We start from the raw sequence: 26,795 nt of genomic DNA on the forward strand, positions 1-26,795 counted from the left end.
TTATACGGAACAGCCCACAAAGCTCTTTCAAGATGGCCAGCAACAAGATTCTCGGTATCGACCTCGGTACCACGAACAGCGCCTTCGCAGTGATGGAAGGCGGTGACCCCGAAATCATCGTCAACAGCGAGGGCGAGCGGACGACACCCTCGATCGTCTCCTTTACCGACGACGAGGAACGCCTCGTCGGCAAGCCCGCGAAGAACCAGGCGATCCAGAACCCCGAGCGCACGATCCAGTCGATCAAGCGCCACATGGGCGAGGAGGACTACACCGTCGAGATCGACGGCGAGGAGTACACGCCCGAGCAGCTCTCGGCGATGATCCTCCAGAAGATCAAGCACGACGCCGAGGAGTATCTCGGCGACGAGGTCGAGAAGGCAGTCATCACGGTGCCGGCGTACTTCTCCGACCGTCAGCGCCAGGCCACGAAGGACGCCGGCGAGATCGCCGGCTTCGAGGTCGAGCGCATCGTCAACGAGCCGACCGCGGCGTCGATGGCCTACGGGCTCGAGGACGATCAGGACCAGACCGTGCTCGTGTACGACCTCGGTGGCGGGACGTTCGACGTCTCCATTCTCGATCTCGGCGGCGGCGTCTACGAGGTCGTCGCGACCAACGGGGACAACGACCTCGGCGGCGACGACTGGGACGAGGCGATCATCGACTGGCTCGCCGACGAGTTCGAGTCGGAGCACGGCGTCGACCTGCGCGAAGACCGCCAGGCGCTCCAGCGACTCAAGGACGCCGCCGAGGAAGCAAAGATCGAACTCTCCTCGCGCAAGGAGACGGAGATCAACCTGCCCTTCATCACGGCGACCGACGACGGCCCGATCCACCTCGAAAAGAGCCTGACCCGCGCGAAGTTCGAGTCGCTCACCTCGGATCTGATCGAGCGCACCGTCGAGCCGACCGAGCAGGCCCTCGAAGACGCCGGCTACGAGAAAGAGGACCTCGACGAGGTGCTGATGGTCGGCGGCTCGACGCGGATGCCCCAAGTCCAGGAGCAGGTCGAGGAGATGACGGGCAAGGAGCCCAAGAAGAACGTCAACCCCGACGAGGCCGTCGCGCTGGGCGCGGCGATCCAGGGCGGCGTGCTCGGCGGGGAGGTCGACGACCTCGTGCTGCTGGACGTCACGCCCCTCTCGCTCGGGATCGAGGTCAAGGGCGGCATCTTCGAGCGCCTCATCGAGAAGAACACGACGATCCCGACCGAGGAGTCGAAGATCTTCACCACCGCCGCGGACAACCAGACCTCCGTGCAGGTCCGCGTGTTCCAGGGCGAACGCGAGATCGCCAACGAGAACGAGCTGCTCGGCGAGTTCCACCTGACGGGGATCCCGCCGGCGCCGGCGGGAACGCCCCAGATCGAGGTCTCGTTCTCGATCGACGAGAACGGCATCGTCAACGTCTCCGCCGAGGACAAAGGCTCCGGCAACTCCGAAGAGATCACCATCGAGGGCGGCGCCGGCCTCTCGGACGACGAGATCGAGCAGATGCAGCAGGAAGCCGAGGCCCACGCCGAGGAGGACCAGCAGCGCCGCGAGCGCATCGAGGCTCGCAACGCCGCCGAGGAGGCGATCCAGCGCGCCAACACGCTGCTCGACGAGAACGAGGACGCGGTCGACGACGCGCTCCGGGAGGACATCGAGGCCGAGATCGACGAGGTCGAGGCCGTCCTCGAGGACGACGACGCGACCAAGGAGGACTACGAGGCCGCCACCGAGAGCCTCACCGAGGCCCTCCAGGAGATCGGCAAGCAGATGTACGACCAGCAGGGCGCCGCCGGCGGCGCCGCGGGCGGTGCGGGCGGCATGGGCGGTGCGGCCGGACCGGGCGACGCCGACCCGACCGCTGGCACTGACGGCGGCCCCGAGGCCGGCGACGGCGACGAGTTCGTCGACGCCGACTTCGAAGACGTCGACGACGAGGACGTCGCCGACGACAAGTAACGCGAGAAGTCGCCCGATTTAGTTCGGGAGGCGAGAATCATTTTTCGAGCGACGAACCGCACAGCCGAGGCGTCCAGCAGCGAGTAGCCGTCAATTCGAGAACATCGCACCGACTCCCTCAGAAGAACTCGTCGGCGCGCCGCTCGTTCTCAGGACGCATCGCCGCAGGCGGCTCCGCGAACCACGCAGCACCGGCCAGTTCGCCGGGCTGAATCGAGACCGTGCCGCTCTCGTACTCCGCGTCGAAGAACACGCGCAGGCCGTGCAACACGTCGTCGTGCTCGCCCGCGGAGACCGCCCGGACGCGCTCGACGAGGAACGGTTCGGTCGGTCGACAGTCGATACCGGTTTCTTCTCGCACCTCTCGTACCGCCGTCTCGTCGAACGTCTCGCCGCTCTCCAACCCGCCGCCGGGGAGTCCCCATCGATCGCCGCCCCGCGAGAGGATCATCAGCGCCCGAGGTCGGTCGTCGCGGGCCTCCGCGCTCATCGACTCGGTGAGTTCGGGGCGCTGTTCCGTCCGCCGGACGACCCAGGCGTAGGCGCCGCCGACGTAGCCGTCGCAAAAGTCCTCGCGAACGCTCTCGAACTGTTCCGCGGCAATCTCGTCTCGCACCTCCTCGATCGGCAGATCGCCGTACGTCTCGCGGAGATGAGCGAGGTGATTCGCGACGGCCTCTCGATTGATCTCTCGCCCCATGAGCTGGAAGAAAGCGAGGCGGCACTTATCGGTATCGGGACGGGCCGTCGGCACTGGGTGTCGTCGCCGAGTCAGTTCGGAGTCCCGTCGGAAGCCATACACCACCTGACGGTGATCCAACCGTCGCTACCGGCCGTGACCTCGCAACCGGCGTAGGAGAACGTGATCCGCCCTTGTTCGGATCCGGTGTTCGATCGCAGCGGCCGGAAGACGGCGTCGAGCGCCTCGGGATCGACGGCGTCGTACAGCGGTTCGAGCGCCGCGTCGCCGTCGGCGGCGCCGTCGGGCATCGGGGCGACGTCGGCGGCCTCGGCCACGGCTTCGATGACACCGCGGCTGAGCGGTTCGTCGGGGCCACAGCGGTACGTCACCGCGTGCCCGCTGTCCTGATGATCTGTGGTCGTCATACGAGTTCCTAGTCTTTTCGAGCGGTTCAGCCGCGCCGTTGCATACGTAACGCGTTCATGATTCGTCGTCCCGGTGTCCGCGGACGAGCGTGCTCTCGATGAGGTTGCGATAGCCGCGCCGCAGTCGGGCCGACAGCGCCTGTCGGGAGATGCCGAACTGCGCCGCGAGCGCGTCCTGATCGGGGCGGCCGGCGTCGTCGTAGTACCCCTCGCGGTAGGCCAGAACGAGCGCCTCGCGCTGCTCGGGCGTGAGGTTGTACTCGTCGTCGGGCGACGTCTCCGAGAGACGGGAGAGGCGAGTGAGATCCACGTCGATGTCGTGATCGTCGCAGTAGCGCTGGAACTCGGAGAACTGGTCCATCGAGGCGGCCCGCAGCTCGAACACCCAGCCGTCGGTAGAGCCGGTCGCGGAAAGGACCGTCACGCCGGTGGCGCCGACGGCGGCCATGATCCCCATGTACTCGGGCTTCCACTCGGCGCTGAACAGCCCCCGATCGTCGACGATCTCCATCAGGGTGGCCGAACGGAGTTCCGGCAGGTCCTCGAACAGGTCGCGGATCGACCCGAGATCGCCGGTGGGGTCGGTCACCCAGAAGAAGGGCATGACGGTGTCGCCGGTCGGGACGACCCGGTCCAGTTCCAGCGTCACGTCGGGACGCTCCTCGAACACCCGACCGAGCGGGAAGTCGGCGGCCGGTAGCGTGAACTCGGCGATGGCGGCCATAGTAGCAGGTGGCTTCGGCGCGGCGTAAAGAACCCGGGGGCGCGCCGTCCCCGGTCGCGGATCGGTGATCCGCCGGCGGACCGCTATCCGAAGCTCTCGACTTTCGCGCGCTCGAAGTCGCCGCCCGCGGCCTCGATGGCGTCGCGGACGTCCTCGACGAACTCCTGGAAGCCGAACACGTACACCTGGCCCTCGTCGGCGACCTCCGCGACGGCGTCGGCGAGCGAGCCCTCGCCGACGATCGCGACGTTCGAGCCCGAGGTCGCGAGCGCCGAGAGGCGCTCTTCGTGAGCAGGTTCGTCGTCGCGGTAGACGATCGAGACCTCGCCGCCGTCGCTCGCGACCGCCTCGCCGAGGCCGACCGCCGGGCCGACGCCGGGGCCGCCGGCGACCACGACGACGCTGGGCTCGTTCTCGTAATAGACCTCGCCGAAGGGCCCCTCGATCGTGACGTCGTCGCCGACCTCGCGGTCGGCCAGCCACGGCGAGAGGTCGCCCTCGGGATCGACGCCGACCGTGATCTCGAACGTATCGTCGACGCCCGGCGAGGAGAGCGTGTAGTACCGCGAGAGCTCCTCGCCGTCGACCGTCGCCCGCACGAGCACGAACTGTCCGGGCTCGGCGTCGAACCCGGCGGGCGTCTCGAACGTGATCGCGATCGTGTCGGGACCGACGGTCTCGACGGCGCTGACCGTCACCGCTGTTTCGTCCATGTCCGAGCCTAGCACCGGTGGCCGCCTAAGGACTTGCGTTCGGCGCCGAACGTCGACGGTTCCCGGCGAGTTCCCCCGACATCCTCCGAACGTTCGTCCATGCAAGGGGGCTTAATCCGGGGATATTATGGGCGTACGTAGTATTTTGTGGGCCAGGCCAGCCGCAACTACTGTATAAATATTTCTGTTCATGCAATTGTTCGGCAACGAAGGCAAACGCCGTTGTCGTTTCAACCGGCCCTTCTGGTGGTGTTCCAGAAGGTTTTTCATTTGGCGCGGGCTACCTCCGCGCCACTACCATGGCCGAGGATTTAAACTGGGCAATCGGCGGGGAAGCCGGTGACGGGATCGACTCCACCGGTAAGATCTTCGCCCAGGCGCTCTCGCGCGCTGGACGGCACGTGTTCACATCGAAGGACTTCGCGTCGCGGATCCGAGGGGGGTACACCGCGTACAAGATCCGGACGTCGACCGAAAACGTTCAAAGCGTCGTCGACCGGCTGGACCTGCTGGTCGCGCTGACTCAGCGGACGATCGACGAGAACCTGGACGAACTTCACGAGGATAGCGTCATCATCTACGACGGCGAGCGCTCCTGGGACGCCGAGATCCCCGACGAGATGCACGCCGTCGACGTACCGCTGAAGTCGCTGGCGGAGGACGCCGGCGGGGCGATCATGGCCAACACGGTCGCGCTGGGGGCGGCCTGCGAGATCGCTTCGTTCCCGATCGAGAACCTCGACGAATCGCTGGAGAAGCGCTTCGGCGCCAAGGGGGAGAAGATCGTCGAGAACAACAAGGAGGCCGCGCGCCTCGGTCGCGATCACGTCCAGGAGAACTACGGCGAGTTCGACTACGAACTCGAGACCACGGACAACGACTACGTCCTGCTCAACGGCGACGAGGCGATCGGTATGGGGGCGATCGCCGCGGGCTGTCGGTTCTACTCGGGCTATCCGATCACGCCCGCGACGGACGTGATGGAGTACCTGACCGGCCGGATCGAGCAGTACGGCGGCACCGTCGTCCAGGCCGAGGACGAGCTCTCGGCGATCAACATGGCGCTGGGCGCGGCGCGGGCCGGCGCCCGGTCGATGACGGCGACCTCGGGGCCGGGGATCGACCTGATGACCGAGACGTTCGGGCTGGTCGCGACCTCCGAGACGCCGCTGGTCATCGCCGACGTGATGCGTTCGGGCCCCTCGACGGGGATGCCGACCAAGCAGGAGCAGGGCGATCTCAACATGGCGCTGTACGGCGGCCACGGCGAGATCCCGCGGTTCGTCGTCGCGCCGACGAACGTCGCGGAGTGTTTCCACAAGACCGTCGAGGCGTTTAATCTCGCGGAGAAGTACCAGACGCCCGTGTTCCTCGTCTCTGACCTCGCGATGGCGGTCACCGAGCAGACGTTCGCGCCCGAAGAGTTCGACATGGACGAGGTCGAGATCGACCGCGGGAAGGTCGTCGACGACGAGTCGGTCGACGAGTGGCTCGACGGGCAGGGCCGGTTCCGCGCCCACGCCGACACCGAGGACGGGATCAGCCCGCGAGCGTTCCCCGGCACGGTCGACGGCGCCCACATGTCGACCGGCCTGGAGCACGACGAGCTCGGCCGACGAACCGAGGACACGGACATGCGCGTCCGGCAGGTCGACAAGCGCGAGCGCAAGGTCGAGACCGCTCGCGAGCGCGAGGACTGGTCGCCCCGCGAGTTCGGCGCCGAGGACTCCGATACCCTCGTCATCTCGTGGGGCTCGAACGAGGGCGCGATGCAGGAGGCCATCGAGTTCCTCGAAGACGACGGCATCGACGTGCGATTCCTCTCGGTGCCCTACATCTTCCCGCGGCCCGACCTCTCCGAGGAGATCGAGGCCGCCGACGAAGTGATCGTCGTCGAGGAGAACAAGAAGGGACAGTTCGCCGATCTGCTCGAACACGACGCCCTTACCCGAGTGAAGCGCGTGAACAAGTACAACGGCGTCCGCTTCAAGGCGGACGAGCTCGCAGACGATATCAAGGCCGCGCTCGCGGGAGACGCGGAGGTGAAAGCATGAGTTCAGACGTTCGATTCACAGACTTCAAATCCGACAAGCAGCCGACCTGGTGTCCCGGATGCGGCGACTTCGGGACGATGAACGGCATGATGAAGGCGCTGGCTAACACCGGCAACTCCCCCGACGACACGTTCGTCGTCGCGGGAATCGGCTGTTCCGGCAAGATCGGGACGTACATGCACAGCTACGCGCTCCACGGCGTCCACGGCCGGGCGCTGCCGGTGGGCGCGGGCGTCAAGCTCGCCAACCCCGACCTCGAAGTGATGGTCGCGGGCGGCGACGGCGACGGCTACTCGATCGGCGCCGGCCACTTCGTCCACGCGGTGCGCCGGAACGTCGACATGACCTACGTCGTCATGGACAACCGCATCTACGGGCTCACCAAGGGCCAGGCCTCGCCGACCTCGCGCGAGGACTTCGAGACCTCGACGACGCCGGAGGGCTCCAAGCAGTCCCCGGTCAACCCGCTGGCGCTCGCGCTGGCGTCCGGGGCGTCCTTTATCGCCCAGTCGTTCAGTTCGGACGCGATGCGCCACACCGAGATCGTCCAGGAGGCCATCGAACACGACGGGTTCGGGTTCGTCAACGTGTTCAGCCCGTGCGTGACGTTCAACGACGTCGACACGTACGACTACTTCCGCGACTCGCTGGTCGACCTCTCGGAGGAAGAGGATTACGACCCGACCGACCGCGAGCAGGCCAAAGAGACCATCCTCGACGCCGACAAGGAGTACATGGGCGTGCTCTACAAGGACGAGGACTCGGTGCCCTACAGCGAGCGCCACGGGATCGACTCGGACATGTCCGAGATCCCCGACGGCGCGCCCGAGGACGCGATGGATCTGGTGCGGGAGTTCTACTGATCCTGCCGCGGTACTGAAGCTTTTTACTCGTTCCCGCGCAGGTCGTGAGCGTGACGTCCCCGTCGCTCGGACTCTCGTGGCTGGCCGCGCTCACCGTCGGCGCCGGCTTCGCGAACCTGTCGCTTCTGTGGTTCGTTCGTCGGTACCGCGGTCGGCCCGGCGGGACGTGGTTCGTCGCGCTCGTCGGGGCGATGGCGGCGGTCTGTTTCAGCTACGGCGCCGGGCTGACGGTGTTCGACCCGATCGCGCTCCGCGCCGGGCTGGAGGCGCTGTTCTGGCTGACGGGCGGCTGGGCGGCGTTTTGCTGGTTCGCGTTCGCGCTCGCGTACACCGGTCGCGGGCGTCTGCTCCGGTCGGCGCCGGTGGCCGGCGTCGTCGTCGCGGTCGGCGTCCTGACGGTGCTGGTGGCGACGAACTCGTTCCACCACCTCGCGTGGAGCGAGTTCCGGGTCGAACCGGCCTACGGCGCCGCGACCGCGGACTACGACCGAGGTGTCGGCCTCGTCGCCGGCTTCGCACTGATCGCGACGCTCATCGCCGCCTCGCTCGTCGTCCTCCTGGAGACGATCGTCAGCTACGGGCGCCTGTTCCGACTCCAGACGATCGCGCTCGCGCTCACGCCGGTGCTCCCCACGCTCGCGCTCGTGTCGTACGTCTTCGAACTCGGTCCGGCACCGCGCGTGAACGTGTTGCCCCTGACGCTCGTGCCCCACATGCTGCTCGACGCCTACGCGCTGTTCGGCGGCGACATGTTCGAGTTCGATCCTGCGACCCGACGCATCGGCGAGCGCACCGCGATCGACGACGTCGACACGCCGGTCGTCATCGTCGACGACAGCGGGCGGATCATCACGTTCAACGCGGCCGCCGCCCCGCTGCTGGACGCCGACGACCAGCCTATCGTCGGCGACCCGCTCGACGACCACCTCTCGGCGACAGTCGATCTCGACCGGAACGAACAGGACGTCGAACTGCTCGAAGACGGACGGCGCCGCCACTACCGCGTCACCGCGTCGCCGTTCTACGGCGCCGACGAGCGTCGGTTGGGCTACACGGTCGCGCTGCAGGACGTCACCGACATCGTCCAGCGCGAGCGCCACTTCGCGGTGCTCAACCGCGTGCTGCGACACAATCTCCGGAACGACCTGACGGTCGTGTCCGGCCACGCCTCGCGGCTCGAATCGGGGATCGACGACCCGGAACTCGCCGACGCGGCGTCGATCGTCGTCGACGAGAGCCGACAACTGCTCGACCTCGCGGACCGGGCGCGCGAACTCGACCGCTCCGTCCGCGAGGGGACCGAGCCCTCGGTCGTCGATCTCCGATCGCTGATCGAGCGGCAGGTCGCCGAGGTCGACGCCGCGGTGCAGGTCGCTTCCGGCCCCGGCACGGAGACGGCTCGTCGGGCCGACGTCGAGATCGACGTTCCGCAGTCACTCCAAGTGCGCACCGACCCGACGCTGCTCGGCCTCGTCGTCGGCAATCTGGTCGAAAACGCCGTCCAGCACAACGACGCCGCCGAGCCTGCCGTCACCGTGCGAACGATCGGAACGGTCAGAGACGGACGAGCGATCCGACTGGAGATTGCCGACAACGGCCCCGGCATCCCACGGACCGAAGTCGCGGTGCTCGAAGACGGCTCCGAGACGTCGCTGGAACACGGCAGCGGGCTGGGGCTGTGGGTCGTCAAGACGGGCGTGACCGCGCTCGGCGGCGACCTCTCCTTCCGCGCGGACGAGCACGGGACGACGGTCGAACTCGTGATACCCGACCTAGTCGACGACGACGCGGGCGAGCGCTAAAGCCCGATTACGGCCACAGCTGCCGTTCGAAGCGGTTTCGGCGGCGACCGCGCGCCGGCGGCTTGCGTCAATTATTTCCCGACAGGGAGCCACCCTCCGGGTATGTTCGGAGGAGGCGGCGGCGGAATGGATCCGCGCAAGATGAAGCAGATGATGGAACAGATGGGCGTCGACATGGAGGAACTCGACGCCAACCGCGTGGTCATCGAGACCGACGACGCCGACCTCGTGTTCGAGGACGTCGACGTCAACAAGATCGACGCGCGCGGCCAGGAGACCTACCAGGTCGTCGGCTCCCCCGAGGAGCGGGATGCCGGCAGCGCCGCGGGAGCCATCGAGAGCGGCGACAGCGAGGACGCTACCGACGAGTCGGCCGGCGTCCCGGACGACGACGTCGAGATCGTCGCGATGCGGACCGGCGCCAGCGAGGACGCCGCCCGCGAGGCGCTCGAGGAGAACGACGGCGATCTCGCCGCCGCGGTCGACCAGCTAGAGTGACGGTCCTGGTGGTCCGCGGGGACCGCGAGTTCCTCGTCGAACCCGGCGAGGACTTTGGCACCGACCTGGGCGTGCTGGACGTCCCCGAGGACGTCGAACCCGGCGACACGATCACGACCCACCTCGACGAGCCGTTCGAAGTCCGGCGGCTGCGCTCGCCCGACCTGTTCCACCACATGGAGCGGACGGGCGCGCCGATGATGCCCCGCGATATCGGACTGCTCGTCGGTCACGTCGGCGTCCAGTCGGGCGACCGCGTTCTGGACGCCGGCACCGGAACGGGCGTGCTCTCGGCGTACCTGGGTCGCATGGGCGCCGAGGTGACCACGTTCGAGCGGAAAGCGGAGTTCGCCGAGGTCGCCCGCGAGAACATGGAGCTGGCGGGCGTCGCGGACCGCGTCGACGTCAACAGCGGCGACGTGCTCGACGCGATCGACGAGCGCGACGACTTCGGAGAGTTCGACCTGCTCACGCTGGACACGCAGGACGCCCCCGACGTCGTCGAACGCGCGCCGGACCTGCTCGCCGACGGCGGGTTCGTCGCAGTGTACTCGCCGTTCGTCGAGAACACGCGCGAGGTCGTCGAGGCGGCCCGCGAAACCGGGCTCTCGAACGTCGAGAGCCAGGAGACGATCCAGCGCGAGATGGACTTCGACGACCGCGGATCGCGCCCCTCGACCCGCGGCGTCGGCCACACGGGCTACCTGACGTTCGCGCGGAACGTCTGAGGGACGATTCCGGAGCTGCGATTTTTCCTGCGCAGAAGTGGGGATTTATTGCTCACCCCTTACAGTGTCCTGACATGCTCGGCCTCATCCTCTTATTCATCTTGTGCCTGCTGTTCCTCCAGTGGACGGTAGAATATGTGCTCAAGAGCCGGGTCCGAGTGTGTACGGACTGTGGCAACTTTTTCAGCAAGGAGGGCTGGCTCCTGGGCTATCCCAGGCCGCACGATTCGTGTCCCGAATGCGGGAAGGACGTTCCCGGCCTCGACTGAACTCGATCGCGGCGCGGGCGACCGCACCGACGTCCCGCTACGCGACGCCGCCGATCAGTTCTACCAGTTCGTCCTCGTAGCGCTCCGCTTCGATCTCGACGCCGAGCCCGCCGTCGCCGACCGGGTGGGCGCCCCCAGCGATCGTGAAGCCGTCGTCGCGCCACACCGCGATCAGCCCCTCGATCGGCAGCGTCGCACCCTCGACCTCGTAATCGGCGGTGAACGCCACCGCACTCGCGCGCCTGTGATCACCGAGCGTGATCTTGCGGCGCCCGGCGCGCTGGATATCAGTCAGCCCCCGGTCCTCCAGCCGATCGGCAAAGGCGCCCTGAGCGGCCGAGGCGACCGTGCGATGGAGCAGCGCCTCGACCCGCGGCGAGAGCGCCGGCTCGAAGGCAAGCTGCGTCGCGAAGAAAAAGCGCGTCACGTCCTCGCCGGTCGCCCGTCGCAGTTGCTCCCGGAGCGCGGCGTCCTCGTAGACCAGCGTGTACCCCTCGACGGCGACCACGGGCAGGTCGAACAGCGTATCGACCGACGCCTCGACGCACTCCCACTCCTCGATCCCCTCCGCGGTCACCTGCGGCGGCGTCGCGGCCATCAGTTTCGGCTACGGCGTCCAGCCTAATGATGGCTGGTGTTCGTTAGCAAATATCACTGTTGCGAGAGCATCCGCGCGAGCGAAGCGAGCGCGGTTCACTGCGCCGAGCGGAACGAGGCGCAGCGTTTTTGGCCGAGCTTTTTGGCCCGAGCGAACCCGAGGGCGAAAAAGGTCGTAATTAGTGGTCGTCTTCGCGCCACTTGTGCTCGCACTCGGTGCAGACGAAGAAGCGAGTCTCGGACTCGTCCGCGGCGCGGATCTGCTGCATGTACCAGTACGCGCGATCGTTCTCGCACTCGGGACAGCGCGCGTCAGTTTTCGGCAGGCCGCTTTCGCCTTTACCCGTCTCGATGATCTCGCTGGCCTCCTGATCGTCGGTGATGACGTAGTTGGCGTCCGGATTCTTCGGCTGCTTGTTGCCGCAGCTGTCGCAGATCCAGAGCTCGTCGTCGGCTTTCATCATCGAACCGCACTCGTCGCAAAACTCCATTGTTGGCCCACCTTATCCGCGGCGGGGTTTTAACACCCGCGGTCGCCGTTCGCCGTCGCGACCGCGGCGGCCGGACGACCCGGCGCGCCCGCCGAGACGGGAGCTATCCTTCCCCCTCCGACTGGTACGGCTCGCCGACGGCTTCCCGCGGAAGTGCGTTGTTGAGGTCGCTCTCCAGTTCCTCGGCCGACTCGAACGAGTCGCTGGACGTCTCCGAGACGATTTCTCCGAGGTTCACCTCGCCGTCGGCGAGTTCGAGCGTGACGTCCGACAGCTCGTCGGCGGCGTCCGCGCGTACCACGGGGTAATCCAGTTCGGCCAGTACCTCCTCGACGCGGCTGAGTCTGGTAGTTCGACTCATGGGAACACCTACGACAGCACCGCCCTTCTACGTGTGCCCCGGCGGACGCCGGATCCAGAACTGGCAAGTACTGGCGCCCCGATACCACGACGCGATGACGCTCTCGGAGGAGGCTCGCGACCGGCTCGCCGACGTCGTCGAGCTCCAGCCGACGAAGAACGGCGAGTTGCAGGAGCGGTGGGAGCTCGACAGCGGCAGCGAGGTCCACCAGTTCCTCGAATCGGAGCTGAGCGACTACTACTACCGCGACGACAACAGCCTGATCCGGGCGACGTCGGAGGCCAACGACATGGTCGACGTCGAGCCGGGCGTCGAGGGCGAGGAGGACGAGGTACCGAGCGTCGTCCGCGTCCCCGAGCTCCAGGCCCAGATCATGGACGTGCTCGCCGGCCCCGACGAGCGCTCCGAGAGCGTGGTGTCGGTGCTCCACTCGCTGCGGGAGACCTACGACGTCGACCCCGACACCGAAGACGTCCGCTCGGGGCTCCAGAGTCTGCGGCGCAAGGGCGTCGTCGAGGTCGAGTACCGGAGCGTCCCTACGTTCCGGCTGACCGCCGAGCGCGAGGAGATCGAGGTCGAAGTGTCGGACTGAGCCGTTTTTCGCCGCCGTTTTCTCTCACAGCCCCGGGCGATGCCGTCGACGCCGCTCCGCCAGCAGCTGCCGCAGGCGCTTGCCCGGTCCGCCCTCGATCGGCCAGCCGCGCTGGCGCCACGCCGGCGGCTCGGGTTCGTACTCGGAGCAGGAGCCCGAACACTCCGCGCTCGTCTGCGTGCAGCCTTTCGCGGCGCAGTGTGGCAGCAACTGGCCCTCGGCGTCGCGCAGCTCGAAGTGCCGGCAGTCGGGCCGCATCGAGTCGATAAAGGAGCGCCACCCCCGCTCGTAGGCGCGTTCGGCGATCCGGAGCCGGAGCTCACGCTTTCGCTCGGGGTCGACGTACTCGAACGTCCCCGCGGACTGGACGTACTCCGAGTCGGCGTCGTCGGCCCGATCCTCGATCCGGGTGCCCGGCGCGTCGACGTCGAGCGACCGCGGGTGCCAGGCGACCGACGCCGAGCGCTCGCCGGGGTCGACGACGAGCACGCCGGCCTCGACCGAGATATCTTCGAGGATGGCAGGCTCGACGCGCTCGCCGGTCGCGGTCGTCGCGACCCACGCCTCGTCGGCCAGCGCGAGCGCGACGTCCCGCTCCAGTTGCGGGCGCAGCGCTCTGGCCGCACTGGCGTCCAGATCGGGCTTGTTCTCGATCGCGACGATCCGGTCGACCCAGTCGGGGTAGACCCACTTCCGGCGGATCTCGATGCGGTTGCCGTCCCGGCGGACGTCGAGGATCCCGCGGTCGTCGGCCTCGTGGATCGCCTCGCGGACGTAGCGCCAGGAGTAGCCCGGATCGGGCAGAGCGTCGCGGTACCACGCCCAGCCGGCCGGCGCGTTCTGAATTACGTGGAGCAGGTCGCCGTCCAGATGTTGGAAGCCGAAGTTCGCGCGCCGCCGGAGCGCCGCTCGGTCGGCCTCGATCGCGATCGTGTCCCAGCGCCGCCGCTTGGTGCCGAGCTGGCGGGCGACCAGGACGGCCCGGTCCGCGTCGCGCTCGCCGCCCGGCGGCCACTCCCGTTCGACCCACTGGCAGACCAGCAACTCGAACTCGAACTCCGAGGACGGCGCGGCTGTCACTGCTCGCACAACGGGGCCGATCGGATAAAACGATTCGGTGGTCGACGCGCGGCGCCGACCGGTGTTCGGCGTCTACCGGCTCACTTGTCGCCCGCACCGTCCCGAACCTTCACGGCCATCCCGGCGTCGAAGTCGAGCATCGCGTCCGCGGACAGTTCTGCGCGCCCGACGGCGAGCAGGCGGCCCTCCTCGTGGACCACGAGCACCTCGTCGTCCGGGCGGATCTCGGGATCGACCTCGGTGACGAACTTCGCGAACGCGTTCTTGCCCTCGCGGACGAACGGCTCGCTGTCGTCGCCCACCACGACGCGGTTTTTCGGATGGGCGAGGTCGGCGAGCCTGCGCCCGCCCTCGAGGCCGAGCGTGAACCGGCCGTCGACGCCGAGCGTGACGAGCCGCCCGCCGTCCGCGTCCTCGCGAGGCGACGCCGAGCGAGGGCTCGATGAGCTTTGCTCATCGGCGAGCACCTGGCTCGGACGCCCCGAACTGCTGCGCTTGACCTCGTACTCGTCGTCCTCGGGAAAGAGGAGCGCTCCGGCGCCGCCGCCGAACTGGTAGTCCGCGACGCGCCGAAGGTCGTCGCCGTCGTCGCCGAGGCCGCCGGCGCCCGAATCGTCGGTCATACCGCGATCGTTCGGACTCGGGGTGCGAAAGGGCTTCGACCTCTGTGTGGGTATTGCTATCGTGATCGGACGTGGTGGTTATTTGCCATTCGGTACCATCACACCCGCACGCGTTCGGAGAGAAAGCTATAAGCCGCGGGAACGTAACCCAACGTACAGTTATGGATACGACGAAGATCGGTCTGGGGGCGCTGCTGCTGGTGGTCTCCAGCGTGCTCCTGCTGGCGATCGGTACGAGAGGATCCGGGATTCCCATGTTGCTCGGCGGCATCGCCGCGCTCGGCATGGCCGCGGGCTCGCTGCTGATCGGCGTCACGAACGACGGTCCTACCGTCTGAACGGGTACCTTTCCTAGATTTCTCTACTCCGAGTAGCGGCCGCTGTTCGAATCGTTTCGACTCTTCCGGCGACGACTTCGAGCGCCCTACAGCAGGAACGTCTCGGTCCGCTCGCTCAGGTCGAGGAACGAGTCGGCGGCCTCCTTGAGCTCGTCGGCGGTCGAGGACTCGAAGCTCATCACCTCGACGCGGACGCCCTCGTGGCGCAGGTGCGAGCAGAGCCGCGAGAAGTCACCGTCGCCGGTACACAGCACCACGGTATCGACGTGGTTGGCCAGCGTGACGGCGTCCAGGCTCATCCCGACGTCCCAGTCGGCCTTCTTCGAGCCGTCGCTGAACGTCTTGATGTCCTTGATCTTCGTCTCGAAGCCGATGTCGGTCAGCGCCTCGAAGAAGCTCTCCTCCTCGGGGGAGTCCGCGCGGATCACGTACGCGATCGCTCGCGTGAGTTCCCGGCCCTGGACGCTCTTCTCTAAGAGCGAGGAGTAGTCGATGTTGTTCGAGTAGAGGCTCTGAGCGCTGTGGTACAGGTTCTGGGCGTCGACCAGCACGGCGACGCGCTGCCCGGAGTGAATGTCGGTCATGCTTGCCGTTCATCCGGGCGGCAATAAATACCTTCGTTCGAGACGCTGCCGCTCGATCCGCGGCGTCAGTAGCTTCGGAGCCGGCGGATGCGCTCCTCGGTGGAGGGGTGGGTCGAGAACAGCTTCTTCATCCCGCCGCCGTCGCCGAAGATACACAGCGCGCTGACCGAGTCGTCGATGTTGCTCTCCCGTCCCTGGGCGCCGCGCTGGATCTTCTCGAGGGCGCGGGCGAGCGGTTCGCCGCTGCCGACGACGCCCGCGGCGTCGCTGTCGGCGACGTACTCCCGGTACCGGGAGATCGCGAGCACGAAGATCATCACGAACATCTGGGTCAGCATCCCGGCGATCCAGCCGAGCACGAAGTCGGCGATCTCGTTGTCGCCGGTCGCGATCACGAGCCACTGGACGGCGATGCCGACGATGGCGGCGATCGACTGGCCGAGCGTCATCGTGACCACGTCGCGGTTCGCGATGTGAGCCAGTTCGTGGGCGAGCACGCCCTCAAGTTCGTCCTGGTCGAGCAGTCGGATCAGCTCCGTCGAGACGACGACGGTGCCCTTCCCCTTCCGGCCCGTGGCGAAGGCGTTGGGGACGCCCATCTGGGCGACCATCAGGCGCGGCTTCTTGATTCCCATCTCCTTCGACATGTCCTCGACCGCGTAGTGGATCTCCCGGTACTCGTCTTCGGGCATCTCTTCGGCGCCGACGCTCCACAGCGCCATCTTCGTCCCGACGAGGTACTGGAACCCGGCGAACGCGACCGCGAGCACCAGCACTGCGGCCAGCGGCAGGTTGAACACGATCGTCGCCACTCCCGCTGCGAACGCGAAGAACGCGAACAGGATGGTGCTGACGATCGCCATCCGTACCTTCAGGCCGAGGTGTCTCATACGCGAGCGTTCCCGCTCGGCCCTGATAAATCGTGCGACCGCGACCGAGAGAGGGTCGTGCTGGCGGCCGACCGCCGCGGCGTCGGCGCCGAGCACCGTACTCGCGCTCGCAGTCAGTGGAGCGGCCGGGACGGTCACATCGTCGACCGGCACCAGAAACGATAAGTTGCAGCGACAAGACGGTACGATCGTGAGCAGTCCCGTTCGTCGCTCGGCCGGATGCCGCCGCGCCGCGAGCGGGAGCGCCGTCGCTATTCTGAAAAAACCGGCCCGGTAGAGCGCTCGCGGCGAGGCTGGCGACCTCGTCCCGGGCGCGCGCCGGCCGGTCGATCAATCGATTGAAACACCCACAGCGCGAGACACGATCCAAGAGCGAACCCCACACCACACATGACACAGAACCTGTTCAGCGGCGTGTACCCGGCGATGGCCACGCCCTTCGAGGACGACGAGAGCATCGATCACGAGCAACTGCGAGCCGACGCCCGGCGACTGGAGGCCGCGGGCGTCGACGGGCTGGTCCCCGTCGGCTCCACGGGCGAGAGCGCGACGCTGACCCACGACGAGCACGTCGAGGTCGTCGAGACGGTCGTCGACGCCGTCGAGGACGTCCCCGTGATCGCGGGCACCGGCTCGAACAACACCCGCGAGGCGCTGGAGCTGTCCGAGCGCGCCGCGGACGCCGGCGCCGACGCCCTGCTGTTGATTTCACCCTACTACAACAAGCCCGAGCAGCGCGGGCTGATCGAGCACTACCGCACGATCGCGGACGCCGTCGACCTGCCCCAGATCGTCTACAACGTCCCCTCGCGGACGGGGCGGAACATCGAACCGGACACCGCGGTCGAGCTCGCGCGCCACGAGAACATCGCGGGGTTCAAGGCCGCCAGCGGCGACCTGAACCAGATCTCCGAGATCGTCGAGCGCACGCGCGATCGGGACTTCGCCGTGCTCTCGGGCGACGACGGGCTGACGCTGCCGATGCTGTCGGTCGGCGCGACCGGCGGCATCAGCGTCGTCGCAAACGTCGAGCCAGAACGCGCCTGCGCGATGGTCGGCGCCGGGCTGTCGGGCGACTTCGAGCGCGCCCGCGCGATCCACCACGAACTCGCCCCGCTGACGCGGGCCCTCTTTACCGAGACCAACCCGATCCCCGTCAAGGAGGCGATGCACATCCGCGGGCACTGCCGGCCGACGCTGCGCTCGCCGCTCTCGCGGCTCGCCGAGGAGTACCGCGTCGAGCTCGCGAACCTGCTCGACGAGCTCGAGGAGAACCGCGGGGCCAGCCCCGCGGAGGTGGAGGGATGACCCGCGTCGCGGTCGTCGGCGCCACCGGGCGCACCGGCGGCGAGGTCGTCGACGCCGGCGTCGAGCGCGACGATGTCGAGGTGGCTGTCGGGGTCGCCAGCGAGGCCGGCGAGCGATCCGGCGTCCCCGTCCGCCCGGTTTCGGAGATCGCGGACGTCCTCGCCGACCGCGACGTCGACGTCGCGGTCGACTTCTCGACGCCGGAGGCGACGCTGTCGGTCGCCGACGCCTGCGCGGAAGCCGGCGTCGCGCTCGTCGTCGGCACCACAGGGTTCGACGAGGACGCCGAGGCGTCCCTGCGCGCAGTGAGCGAGGACGTTCCCGTACTCAAGGCGACGAACTTCTCGCGGGGGATCAACGTCCTCCAGCGCGTGGTCGGGGACGCCGTCGCGGCGCTCGACGACTACGACCTCGAACTGATGGAATCGCACCACAACGGGAAGGTCGACGCGCCCTCGGGGACCGCCAACTCCATCCTGGAGACCGTTCAGGAGGAGCGCGACGTCGAACCCGTCTACGGCCGCGAGGGCCACGCCCCGCGCGACGAGGACGAGATCGGCGTGTTCGCCCGGCGCGCGGGCGACATCCGCGGCGAGCACGAGCTGATCCTGGCGGGCAACGACGAGGTTCTGAGCCTCTCGCACCGAGCGGAGGACCGCGGCGTGTTCGCCGCCGGCGCGCTGGACGCCGCGGTCTGGCTCGCGGGACGAAACCCGGACTGGTATAACTTCGGCGCGGTAATCGACGACTCATGAGCCTCGAATCCGACATCGACGACCTGTGGCAGCGCAAGCAGAGCGGGCTGACGGCCGCCGACGCGACCGACGAGCAACTCGGCGTGCTCGACGAGTTCCTCGCGGCGCTCGAAGCCGGCGACGTGCGGGCCGCCGAGAAGAGTAGTGGAGAATGGGAGGCAAACGAGTGGGTCAAGCAGGGCATCCTGCTCAACTTCGGCCTGCGCGAGACGGTCGCCCGCGAGTACGGCGGCGTCGACTACCACGACGTCCTGCCGCTGCGCGAGACCGCCGACCTGAACGAGCGCGGCACGCGCAACACGCCCGACGGGACCGCGATCAGACGCGGCGCCTACCTCGGCGAGGACTGTATCATGATGTCCCCATCGTTCGTCAACATCGGCGCCCACGTCGGCGACGGCGCGCTGATCGATTCGTGCGACACGGTCGGCTCGTGCGCCCAGATCGGCGAGAACGTCAAGCTCGGCGCCAACACGCTGATCGGCGGCGTGCTCGAACCGGTCGAGGACGCCCCCGTGATCGTCGAGGACGGCGTCTCGCTGGGTGCGGGCTGCCGCGTCACGAGCGGCTTCGTCGTCGGCGAGAACAGCGTCGTCGGCGAGAACACGCTCCTGACGCCCCGGATCCCCGTCTACGACCTCGTCGAGGAGGAGGTCATATACGGCGAACTGCCGTCCGAGCGCCGGGCGTTCCAGCGCTTCGTCGAGTCCTCGGTCAGCGACCACGATATGATCGAGGGCGGCGCGTTCAAGCCCGCCGTGGTCGCGACCCACATCGAGGACGAGACGCTGGAGGCCACCGAGCGCGAGGACGCGCTCCGGGAGTGATCCTGACGGTATGAGTAACGACGACGGAATCGAAACCGACTGCACGATGCCCGAGAATCCCGAGATCCGACGCTTGGCCGACTGGGACGACGAGCGGCTGCGCCGGCTCGTCTCCGAGTACGCCAGCCCGCTGTACGTGCTCGATCTCCACCGCGTTCGGGAGAATTACCGCCGGCTCGCCGCCGCGTTCCCGGACGCCGACGTCCACTACGCCGCGAAGGCAAACACCGCCCGGCCCGTCCTCCGAACGGTCCACTCCGAGGGCGCGGGCATCGAGTGCGCGTCGGCCGGCGAAACCGTCCGCGCGCTCGACGCCGGAGTCCCGTCCGAGCGGGTTCAGTACACGGCGGTCAACCCGCCGACCGAGGACCTCGACATCGTGGTCGGGCGCTGGGCCGAGGGAGATTCCGATCTCACGATCACCATCGGCGCCATGGACACGCTCGACCGGCTGGAGGATCGGGGGTACGACGGACGCCTCTGCGTCCGCGTCAACCCCGGCGTCGGCGCCGGCCACCACGAGAAGGTCGCGACGGGCGCCGACGCCAAGTTCGGCGTCCCCTACGCCCGCGCCGGCGAAGCACTGGCCGAGGCCGACGACCGCGGGTTCGACGTGGTCGGCATCCACGCCCACGCCGGCAGCGGCATCTCCGGCGAGGACCTCGACTCCCACCGCGAGCTCGTCTCTCGGATGGGCGACCTCGCGCGGTCGGCGCCGGTCGACCTGGAGTTCGTCGACGTCGGCGGCGGCTTCGGCGTTCCCTACCGCGAGGACGAGGACCCGCTCGATCTCGACGCCGTCGCCGAGGCGACGCGCGAGGCGCTGGGCGAGGTCGACGCCACGCTCGTCGTCGAGCCCGGGCGCTATCTGGTCGCGGACGCCGGCGTGCTGCTGACCGACGTCAACACGGTCAAGGAGACGCCCGACGGCCGCGTGATCGGCGTCGACGCCGGCATGACGACGCTGCTGCGCCCGGCGATGTACGACGCGTACCACCCGATCCGGAACGTCGCGCCGGACGCCGGCGACCGGCCGGCCCTCGCACAGACCGTCACGGGGCCGATCTGCGAGAGCGCCGACGTGTTCTGCACCGACCGCTCGATCGCGGAGTGCCGCCGCGGCGACGCGCTCGCGATCGGCAACGCCGGCGCGTACGGCTACGAGATGGCCAGCCAGTACAACTCCCGGCCCCGTCCCGCGACGGTCGTGCTGTCGGGCGAGGAGGAAGCGGTCGCACGTCGCCGCGAGACGATCGCGGACGTGACGCGGCTCGAGCGGGAGGTCGAGTGGCTATGAGCGAGGTGAGTACATGATACCCTTCGAGAAGTACCACGGCACCGGCAACGACTTCGTCGTGATCGAAGCCGCCGAGGCCGCGGCGATCCCAAGTCTCTCGGAGTTCGCCGTCGAGCACTGCGACCGCTCGGACGGGCTCGGCGCCGACCGCGAGGACGCCCACACGGGCGCCGACGGCGTGCTCGTGCTCGATCTCGACGCCGACGCCGGTCCCACACGCGTCGAGATGACGCTGTACCAGCCCGACGGCGGCACCGCGGCGATGTGCGGCAACGGCGCCCGCGTCGTCGCCGCCTGGGCCCACGAGCGCACGGGCGAAACGGAGTTTGTCATCGAGACGGGCGCCGGCGACCGGCGCGCGACCGTCGAGGAAGCGGAGAACGGCCAATTCGAGGTCAGCGTCGAGATGGGCGAACCGGCGTTCGCGCCGGCGGACGTCCCGCTCGCCGAGTCGTACGACGAGCCGATGATCGAGGAAGCGGTCGGCGAACTGACCGTGACGGCGGTCAACACCGGCGTCCCGCACGCCGTCGCGTTCGTCGAGGACGTGGATGCGGTGGATCTGGAGGAGGTCGCGCCGACCGTCCGCCACGCCGACGCGTTCCCCGACGGAACGAACGTCAACGTCGCCGCCGCCGACGGAGCGGGGTTCCGCCAGCGCACGTTCGAGCGCGGCGTCGAGGGCGAGACCGACGCCTGCGGCACCGGCGCGGTCGCCATCGCCGCGGTCGCTCGACGCCTCGGCCACACCGACGAGGAGGCGGTCCCCGTCAGCCCGCCCGGCGGCGATCTGGACATTCGCGTCCCCGACGACGGGCCGGCCGTGCTGCGCGGCCCGGTCGCGTTCGAGTACGCCGATCGGGTCGATCCGCTGGGCGACGCGCTCGGAGGCGGGTTCTGATGGACGGCGAAAGCGATCTCGGCGTCGAATCCGGCTCGTTCGACCCCGTCGCCTTCCTCGACGAGGCCGTTCCGATCGACTCGACCGAGTCGATCGAGGAAATGCGATCCCTTCTCGTCGACACCCTCGCGGAGCACGGCGTCGACGCGACGGTCGACGACGCGGGGAACACGATCGCGACGCGGACGGGGGAGTCGGCGGACGGCGCTTCCGACACTCACGTCGTGCTCAACACGCACGTCGACACCGTCCCGCCCCACGTCCCCTACGACCGGGACGACGAGCGAATCTACGGTCGGGGTTCCTGCGACGCCAAGGGACCGCTCGCCGCGCTGCTCGCGGGCTTTCTGTCCGTGGACCCGGGCGCAGGCCGGTTCACGCTGGCAGTCTCGCCCGACGAGGAGACGCTGTCGACCGGCGCGGCGGCGCTCGACGTCGAGGAACTCGTCCCGGGCGCCGCGCCGCCGGACGCCGTGATCGTCGGCGAGCCGACAGGATTAGACGTCTGCAACGCCGCGAAGGGGCGGTTCCAGGGGACGATCTCGCTGGGCGGCGAGAGCGCCCACGCCGCCGAACCCGACGACGGCGTCAACGCCGTCGCGGCGGTGCGCGAGGTGATCGACGCCGTCGAGACGTTCGCCGAGCGCGACGACACGCCCGCCCCGCACGAGTCGCTCGGCGCGCCGACGCTGACGCCGACGACGATCGAGGGCGGCGCGGCGACCAATCAGGTCCCCGCCGGCTGCGAGGTCGTCGTCGACCGTCGCTCGGTGCCGCCCGAAACCAGCGAGGGGTTCCGGAGCGCGCTGGAGGCCCACGTCCTCGACCGGGTTCCGGACGACGTGAGCGTCGCGTTCGATCTCACCGACCGCGAGAGCCCCTTCCTGGAAGCGTTCGCGACCGACGCCGACGACCCGCTGGTCCGGACGCTCGCGGACGCCGCCGGCGGGGCGGTGCGGCCCTTCACCGCGGCGACCGAGGCGTCGTACTTCGCGGCCCACGCGCCGACGGTCGTGTTCGGCCCCGGCTACCTCGCCGACGACGAGAGCGCCGTGGCACACTCCGAGCGCGAGTACGTCCCGATCGAGGAGGTCGAGCGGGCGGCCGACGCCGTAACGCGGACGCTCGACGACCTCGTCGGGCGCGACGACTAAGTTCACCTCCCTCTTTCGACGTAGATTCACCGTTTCTCGACCTGCGACCGAGCACAAAGCATACACCGGTGGTGTCAAACCATCTAGTGATGAAGCGCAGACAGATCCTCGCCGGCGCGGCCGGCGCCCTCTCCGTCGCGCTGGCCGGCTGCGCCGACCCGCGGGCGGTGCTGACCATGACGGCGGTGTCCGACGAGGAGATCGCCGAGCGCGCGTCGGTGTCGCCGCCGGATCGCGAGTCGCGGCGGATCATCCGATCGGCCGCCGAAAACGGCTCCGCGACGGCATCCGGCACGCGGCCGCCGCTGGACGTCGACCGCCCGATCGCGTTCGACGGCGCGTACTACGACCTCTCGCGCTCGGAGTCGCGGATCGGCGACAGGCTGCGCGTCACGATCAGGGTCGACCCCGGCGAGAGCGCGCCCGACGCCGCGACGATCGCGTTCGACGAGCTGCCCGAAGTCGACCGGGAGCTGCTCGGCCGGATCGTCCCGCCGCCGGAGGGGCGCGAGGGCGCCGTCGGCGCATCGGCGATCTACGACGACGCCGACCGCGAGGCGTCGGTGCTGGTCCCCGAAGCGGCGTACGGCGCGGTCGAACGCGACGGCGAGCGGTTTCCCTTCGAAGTGCTGGGCAGCGACGAGGTCGCGGCCTACGAGTACCGCTACGAGGCGACGAAAGCTGCGGATGACGCCGCCACATTCGCCGAGCGAGTTCGTCAGGAACACCTGTTCGAACTCTCCGGACTGAGCGACGCCGAACGGGAGATCGTCGACGAGGCGATCGACGGCGGCTACTACGACGGATCGGTCAGCGACGCCTTCTCGTCGCTCGCAGAGCGGTTCCGCGCCCACGACGCCGTCGAGCCCTCCGACTGGGGCGGGGAGTTCCTCGTCCGATACGAGGGGACCGACTACTGGGCGGACCTCCACCACCCGCCGAGCGACGCCGACTGAGCCGCGGCGTCGACGCGACGGGTACGGCCGAGCGCGTCGCAACGACTTTCTTCCCGCCGCGTGACCTTAATCCGATGAGCGCTATCGAGGTCTCCGGGCTCACGAAGGATTACGGCGACGTGCTCGCCAACGACGACGTCGAGTTCGACGTCGAGGCGGGGGAGGTGTTCGGCTACCTCGGCCCCAACGGCGCCGGCAAGACGACGACGATCCGCACGCTGATGGGGTTTCAGTCACCGACGGACGGCACCGCGACCGTGCTGGGGGCGGACGTGCGCGAGGAGTCCGAACTCGTGGCTGCCAAGCGCCGGATCGGCTACCTGCCCGCGAATCCCGCGTTCGACGAAACTGCAACGGGCCGCGAGGTGCTCGACCTCCACGCGTCGATCAAGGGCGACGAGCGTCGCGAGGAACTGCTGGAGCTGTTCGAGCCGCCGCTCGACCGGCCGATCCGGGACTACTCGACGGGCAACGTCCAGAAGCTCGGGCTCGTCCAGGCGTTCATGCACGACCCCGATCTGGTCGTGATGGACGAGCCGACTTCGGGGCTCGACCCGCTGCTCCAGCGCCGGTTCAACGAGTTCGTCCGCGAGGAGCGCGATCGCGGGACGACGGTCTTTCTCTCCTCGCACGTGCTCAGCGAGGTGCGCCAGATCTGCGACCGCGTCGGGATCATCCGCGAGGGGCGCATGGTCGCCGTCGAAACGGTCGCGGACCTGCTCGGACGGTCGGGCAAGTCGGTCCACTTCCGAGTCGCCGGCGACATCGACCCCGAGGAGATCGACCTGGCGGGCGCGCACGACCCCGTGATCGAGCGGGTCGAGGCGCCCGACGACGAGGCTCGACGGGTGACGGAAGTGAGCTTCACGTACACCGGCGACGTGAACGAGCTCGCGGACTTTCTCGCGGGCTTCGATCTGCTTGAGTTCGACGTCGAGGAGGCGCCGCTCGAAGACGTGTTCATGCGATTTTACGGGGACGACGAGAGTGAGCAGTCGGACGGGGGCGATCGGTGATGCTCGAGATCGCCCGGTACGCCGGTCGCAAGCGCCTGAAAGGATCGCTCGCGATGACCGTCGGCATCGCCGCGCTGACGACGATGTACGTGCTGCTCTTCCCCTCGATCACCGGCGCGGCCGACCTCGACGAGATCATCCAGGCGTACCCGCCGTCGCTCGTCGAGGCCTTCGGCATCCGGACGCTCAACACGATCGAGGGGTTCCTCGCGACCGAGCTGTACGCGTTCGCGTGGGTGATCCTGCTCGGGCTGTACTTCGCGTACGCCGGCGCGGGGCTGATCGCCGCCGACGTCGAGCGCGGCCGGATGGACGTGACTCTCTCCCTGCCGATCACGCGGAGCCGCCTGCTCCTCGAAAAGTTCGCCTCGCTGTTCGTGCCGCTCGTCGTCACCAACGCGGTGATGCCGGTCGTCGTGTTCGTCGGCGTCCTCGCGATCGCCGAGGACGTGAACATGGCCCGCATCCTGATGGCCCACGTCCTCTCGATGCCGTACCTGCTGGCCTGCGGCGCGATCGGGCTGGTCGCGTCGGTCGCGGTCGACCGCGCGTCGCTCGCCCAGCGAGCGGCGGCGGGCGCCGTCTTCGCGCTGTTCCTGTTCGAGTCCGTCGTGGCCGGAACCGCGGTCGAACCGCTCGGCGCGCTCTCGCCGACGCGGTACTACGCGCCCAGCGACATCCTCGTCGACGGGACGTACGATTTCGCGGGCGCCGCGATTCTGCTCGCGGGCACGGCGGCGCTGGTGCTGGCGAGTCGGGAGTGGTTCCGGCAAAAAGACGTGGAGTGAGTGGCGTCGAACGCTCGGAGGGCCGACCGGGACTCAGTCGCCGCCGGCTTCGGCGTCGACCGCAATCTCCAGGTCGAACGGCTCGTCGGCCGGCGCGTCGCCGGGCATGAGGTAGCCCGTCGCGAACGCCGTGTAGACGCCGCCGCTCATCACTTCGACGTCGAACGTGGCGGCGACCTCGCCGTCGTTGTTCTCGGTCGCCGGCCGGACCTCCAGCGTGTAGCTCCCTGCCGGAACTTCGGCCGTCGCCGCCTCGGCGAACGCGACGTCCTCGTACAGCGCGTCGCCGCTTCCGTGGAGCGTGACGTCGACCGCCGGCGCGTCCGGCGACGTGTGGACGAGCCGGACGCGGGCCATCTCGCCCGGATCGCTCAGGTCGTCCTCGTAGAGCTCGACCGCGAACGACTGGTTCTCCTCGGCGAGTTCGCCCAGCGCGACCGCGGAGTAGGCGCCGTCCGAGAGCTCGATCGTCTCGTCGAAGACGACCGTATCCTGGTCGCCGGCGGCGGTGATCATCACGTCGTGACTCCCGGTCGCCAGTTCGAGGTAGTCGCTGACCGCGCGGTAGGGAACGTCCTCGAGAACGGCGTCGCCGTCGACGTACACGTCGACGTTCGGCGCGTCGGGCGACATGTGGGCGGCTCGAAGCTGGCCCATCTCCGGCCCGGCGTCGACGACCACTTCGAGGTCGAACGGCGCGTCGGCCGGCGCCTCGTCGGGCGTGAGGTAGCCGACCGCGAACGCCGAGTAGACGGTTCCGGCCATCAGCTCGACGTCGAACGTCGCGACGACGTCGCCGTCGTTGTTCTCGGTCGCGGGTCGAACCTCGAGCGTGTAGCTGCCTGCCGGGACCTCGACCGCGGCGGCGTCGCCGAACGCCGCGCCTTCGACGAGTGCGTCGCCGCTCTCGGCGACGGTGACGTCGACCGCGGGCGCGTCGGGCGAGGCGTGAACGAGCCTGACGCGGGCCATCTCGCCCGGGTCGCTCAGATCGTCTTCGAGCACCGCCGGGGCGAACGGCTGGTTCTCCTCGGCGAGTTCGCCCAGCGCGGCGACGGTGAAATCGCCTTCCGGAACCTCCAGCTCGTCGTCGAAGACGACCGTATCCTGATCGCCGGCGGCAGTGATCTGGACGTCGTACGTGCCCGTCTCGAGTTCCATGTACTCGCTGACCGCGCGGTAGGGCACGTCCTCGAGAACGGCGTCGCCGTCGACGTACACGTCGACGTTCGGCGCGTCGGGCGCCAGGTGTGCGACGCGCAGGTTCGCCATCGTCGCTTCTTCCTCCTCCTCGTCCATCGAGTCGTCCGACTCGTTGCCGGTCGACTCGTTGTCGTTCCCCTCGTCGTCGGAATCGCCCCCGGTACAGCCCGCGAGCGTCCCCAGCACTACGGCTCCCCCCGTCGTCTTCAGAATCGTTCGGCGCGTTTGCTGTTGCATAGCGACGGTTCGAAGGTCGAAACGGTGAGATAAAACGTAATGCCGAAAAGAATTACCAAAACGACCTCATTTAGACCCAATTTCGAG

30 protein-coding genes are annotated in these 26,795 nt (G+C 68.5%); 18 read left to right on the forward strand and 12 right to left on the reverse strand.

Annotated features, from left to right (window positions below; all coding sequences use genetic code 11):
* Nucleotides 1-32 precede the first annotated feature (32 nt).
* Complete coding sequence (gene dnaK / locus ABDZ81_RS01355) at nt 33-1,952, forward strand: molecular chaperone DnaK (RefSeq protein WP_343772016.1); 1,920 nt, start codon at nt 33-35, stop codon at nt 1,950-1,952.
* 118 nt (nt 1,953-2,070) lie between these two features.
* Here the strand turns inward: dnaK and ABDZ81_RS01360 are convergent, their stop codons facing one another.
* The 4 genes from ABDZ81_RS01360 to ABDZ81_RS01375 form a co-directional block, all read right to left on the reverse strand.
* Nucleotides 2,071-2,652, reverse strand: coding sequence for an NUDIX hydrolase (locus ABDZ81_RS01360; protein WP_343772017.1), 582 nt, complete (start codon nt 2,650-2,652; stop codon nt 2,071-2,073).
* 71 nt (nt 2,653-2,723) lie between these two features.
* Nucleotides 2,724-3,059, reverse strand: coding sequence for a HalOD1 output domain-containing protein (locus ABDZ81_RS01365; protein ID WP_343772018.1), 336 nt, complete (start codon nt 3,057-3,059; stop codon nt 2,724-2,726).
* Nucleotides 3,060-3,114: 55 nt separating this feature from the next.
* Entirely contained in the window at nt 3,115-3,783 is a 669-nt protein-coding gene (locus ABDZ81_RS01370) for a bacterio-opsin activator domain-containing protein (RefSeq protein ID WP_343772019.1), read from the reverse strand.
* Nucleotides 3,784-3,866: 83 nt separating this feature from the next.
* Nucleotides 3,867-4,496, reverse strand: a complete 630-nt coding sequence (locus tag ABDZ81_RS01375) for a ferredoxin--NADP reductase (RefSeq protein ID WP_343772020.1) — start codon at nt 4,494-4,496, stop codon at nt 3,867-3,869.
* A gap of 299 nt (nt 4,497-4,795) precedes the next feature.
* On the opposite strand from ABDZ81_RS01375, the gene ABDZ81_RS01380 reads away from it, so the two are divergent.
* The 6 genes from ABDZ81_RS01380 to ABDZ81_RS01405 all read left to right on the forward strand — a co-directional run bounded on the left by ABDZ81_RS01380 (nt 4,796) and on the right by ABDZ81_RS01405 (nt 10,710).
* Entirely contained in the window at nt 4,796-6,550 is a 1,755-nt protein-coding gene (locus ABDZ81_RS01380; protein ID WP_343772021.1) for a 2-oxoacid:acceptor oxidoreductase subunit alpha, read from the forward strand.
* Nucleotides 6,547-7,413, forward strand: a complete 867-nt coding sequence (locus tag ABDZ81_RS01385) for a 2-oxoacid:ferredoxin oxidoreductase subunit beta (protein WP_343772022.1) — start codon at nt 6,547-6,549, stop codon at nt 7,411-7,413. Before ABDZ81_RS01380 ends, ABDZ81_RS01385 begins: the two co-directional genes overlap by 4 nt.
* A 50-nt stretch (nt 7,414-7,463) precedes the next feature.
* Nucleotides 7,464-9,215, forward strand: a complete 1,752-nt coding sequence (locus ABDZ81_RS01390) for a histidine kinase N-terminal 7TM domain-containing protein (protein ID WP_343772023.1) — start codon at nt 7,464-7,466, stop codon at nt 9,213-9,215.
* A gap of 102 nt (nt 9,216-9,317) precedes the next feature.
* Nucleotides 9,318-9,713 carry a nascent polypeptide-associated complex protein gene (locus tag ABDZ81_RS01395; protein WP_343772024.1) on the forward strand — a complete coding sequence of 132 codons (396 nt, stop codon included), beginning with the start codon at nt 9,318-9,320 and terminating at the stop codon, nt 9,711-9,713.
* Nucleotides 9,710-10,441 carry a tRNA (adenine-N1)-methyltransferase gene (locus ABDZ81_RS01400; RefSeq protein WP_343772025.1) on the forward strand — a complete coding sequence of 244 codons (732 nt, stop codon included), beginning with the start codon at nt 9,710-9,712 and terminating at the stop codon, nt 10,439-10,441. The genes ABDZ81_RS01395 and ABDZ81_RS01400 overlap by 4 nt, the downstream gene beginning before the upstream one ends.
* 74 nt (nt 10,442-10,515) lie before the next feature.
* Nucleotides 10,516-10,710 (forward strand): hypothetical protein, encoded by a 195-nt coding sequence (locus ABDZ81_RS01405; RefSeq protein ID WP_343772026.1) that lies wholly within the window; start codon nt 10,516-10,518, stop codon nt 10,708-10,710.
* 37 nt (nt 10,711-10,747) lie between these two features.
* Here the strand turns inward: ABDZ81_RS01405 and ABDZ81_RS01410 are convergent, their stop codons facing one another.
* From ABDZ81_RS01410 to ABDZ81_RS01420, 3 genes are all read right to left on the reverse strand, one after another.
* Nucleotides 10,748-11,308, reverse strand: coding sequence for a DUF6517 family protein (locus ABDZ81_RS01410; RefSeq protein ID WP_343772027.1), 561 nt, complete (start codon nt 11,306-11,308; stop codon nt 10,748-10,750).
* Nucleotides 11,309-11,486: 178 nt separating this feature from the next.
* Nucleotides 11,487-11,798 carry a transcription factor S gene (locus ABDZ81_RS01415; protein ID WP_343772028.1) on the reverse strand — a complete coding sequence of 104 codons (312 nt, stop codon included), beginning with the start codon at nt 11,796-11,798 and terminating at the stop codon, nt 11,487-11,489.
* A 103-nt stretch (nt 11,799-11,901) separates the two neighbouring features.
* A complete protein-coding gene (locus ABDZ81_RS01420; protein WP_343772030.1) occupies nt 11,902-12,159 on the reverse strand; it encodes a DUF5789 family protein in 258 nt (85 codons plus the stop codon).
* A gap of 94 nt (nt 12,160-12,253) precedes the next feature.
* Here ABDZ81_RS01420 and ABDZ81_RS01425 point away from each other — a divergent pair, with 94 nt between their 5' ends.
* Entirely contained in the window at nt 12,254-12,751 is a 498-nt protein-coding gene (locus ABDZ81_RS01425) for a DUF5797 family protein (protein ID WP_343773350.1), read from the forward strand.
* 24 nt (nt 12,752-12,775) lie between these two features.
* On the opposite strand, the gene ABDZ81_RS01430 is transcribed toward ABDZ81_RS01425, so the two are convergent.
* Nucleotides 12,776-13,831 carry a DUF5787 family protein gene (locus tag ABDZ81_RS01430; protein WP_343772032.1) on the reverse strand — a complete coding sequence of 352 codons (1,056 nt, stop codon included), beginning with the start codon at nt 13,829-13,831 and terminating at the stop codon, nt 12,776-12,778.
* An 80-nt stretch (nt 13,832-13,911) separates the two neighbouring features.
* Complete coding sequence (locus ABDZ81_RS01435) at nt 13,912-14,454, reverse strand: PUA domain-containing protein (RefSeq protein WP_343772033.1); 543 nt, start codon at nt 14,452-14,454, stop codon at nt 13,912-13,914.
* 161 nt (nt 14,455-14,615) lie between these two features.
* Between ABDZ81_RS01435 and ABDZ81_RS01440 the strand changes: the two genes are divergently transcribed.
* Nucleotides 14,616-14,792 carry a hypothetical protein gene (locus ABDZ81_RS01440; protein ID WP_343772034.1) on the forward strand — a complete coding sequence of 59 codons (177 nt, stop codon included), beginning with the start codon at nt 14,616-14,618 and terminating at the stop codon, nt 14,790-14,792.
* A gap of 86 nt (nt 14,793-14,878) precedes the next feature.
* Here ABDZ81_RS01440 and ABDZ81_RS01445 read toward each other — a convergent pair whose 3' ends face one another.
* A complete protein-coding gene (locus ABDZ81_RS01445) occupies nt 14,879-15,376 on the reverse strand; it encodes a LabA-like NYN domain-containing protein (protein ID WP_256392601.1) in 498 nt (165 codons plus the stop codon).
* Between the two features lie 65 nt (nt 15,377-15,441).
* The gene (locus tag ABDZ81_RS01450) at nt 15,442-16,266 is read right to left on the reverse strand and encodes a M48 family metallopeptidase (RefSeq protein ID WP_343772035.1); all 825 of its coding nucleotides are present in this window, start codon (nt 16,264-16,266) and stop codon (nt 15,442-15,444) included.
* Nucleotides 16,267-16,656: 390 nt separating this feature from the next.
* On the opposite strand from ABDZ81_RS01450, the gene dapA reads away from it, so the two are divergent.
* The 9 genes from dapA (at nt 16,657) to ABDZ81_RS01495 (ending at nt 25,268) form a co-directional block, all read left to right on the forward strand.
* Nucleotides 16,657-17,574, forward strand: coding sequence for a 4-hydroxy-tetrahydrodipicolinate synthase (gene dapA, locus ABDZ81_RS01455; RefSeq protein WP_343772036.1), 918 nt, complete (start codon nt 16,657-16,659; stop codon nt 17,572-17,574).
* The gene (dapB, locus tag ABDZ81_RS01460; RefSeq protein WP_343772037.1) at nt 17,571-18,329 is read left to right on the forward strand and encodes a 4-hydroxy-tetrahydrodipicolinate reductase; all 759 of its coding nucleotides are present in this window, start codon (nt 17,571-17,573) and stop codon (nt 18,327-18,329) included. The genes dapA and dapB overlap by 4 nt, the downstream gene beginning before the upstream one ends.
* Complete coding sequence (locus tag ABDZ81_RS01465; protein ID WP_343772039.1) at nt 18,326-19,156, forward strand: 2,3,4,5-tetrahydropyridine-2,6-dicarboxylate N-succinyltransferase; 831 nt, start codon at nt 18,326-18,328, stop codon at nt 19,154-19,156. The genes dapB and ABDZ81_RS01465 overlap by 4 nt, the downstream gene beginning before the upstream one ends.
* Before the next feature lie 10 nt (nt 19,157-19,166).
* Nucleotides 19,167-20,453: a diaminopimelate decarboxylase gene (gene lysA, locus ABDZ81_RS01470; protein WP_343772041.1), complete on the forward strand. Its 1,287-nt coding sequence runs from the start codon at nt 19,167-19,169 to the stop codon at nt 20,451-20,453.
* A 13-nt stretch (nt 20,454-20,466) separates the two neighbouring features.
* On the forward strand, nt 20,467-21,354 hold the full coding sequence (gene dapF / locus ABDZ81_RS01475; protein ID WP_343772042.1) for a diaminopimelate epimerase: 888 nt from the start codon (nt 20,467-20,469) through the stop codon (nt 21,352-21,354).
* Complete coding sequence (locus ABDZ81_RS01480) at nt 21,354-22,508, forward strand: M20 family metallopeptidase (protein WP_343772043.1); 1,155 nt, start codon at nt 21,354-21,356, stop codon at nt 22,506-22,508. The genes dapF and ABDZ81_RS01480 overlap by 1 nt, the downstream gene beginning before the upstream one ends.
* Nucleotides 22,509-22,597: 89 nt before the next feature.
* A complete protein-coding gene (locus ABDZ81_RS01485; RefSeq protein ID WP_343772044.1) occupies nt 22,598-23,464 on the forward strand; it encodes a hypothetical protein in 867 nt (288 codons plus the stop codon).
* 74 nt (nt 23,465-23,538) lie between these two features.
* Nucleotides 23,539-24,480 carry an ABC transporter ATP-binding protein gene (locus ABDZ81_RS01490; protein ID WP_343772045.1) on the forward strand — a complete coding sequence of 314 codons (942 nt, stop codon included), beginning with the start codon at nt 23,539-23,541 and terminating at the stop codon, nt 24,478-24,480.
* Entirely contained in the window at nt 24,480-25,268 is a 789-nt protein-coding gene (locus ABDZ81_RS01495) for an ABC transporter permease subunit (protein WP_343772046.1), read from the forward strand. The genes ABDZ81_RS01490 and ABDZ81_RS01495 overlap by 1 nt, the downstream gene beginning before the upstream one ends.
* Before the next feature lie 33 nt (nt 25,269-25,301).
* On the opposite strand, the gene ABDZ81_RS01500 is transcribed toward ABDZ81_RS01495, so the two are convergent.
* Nucleotides 25,302-26,708: a DUF4397 domain-containing protein gene (locus ABDZ81_RS01500; protein ID WP_343772048.1), complete on the reverse strand. Its 1,407-nt coding sequence runs from the start codon at nt 26,706-26,708 to the stop codon at nt 25,302-25,304.
* Between the last annotated feature and the right edge of the window lie 87 nt (nt 26,709-26,795).

The sequence above is a fragment of the Natronoarchaeum mannanilyticum genome, assembly GCF_039522665.1.
GTDB lineage: Archaea > Halobacteriota > Halobacteria > Halobacteriales > Natronoarchaeaceae > Natronoarchaeum > Natronoarchaeum mannanilyticum.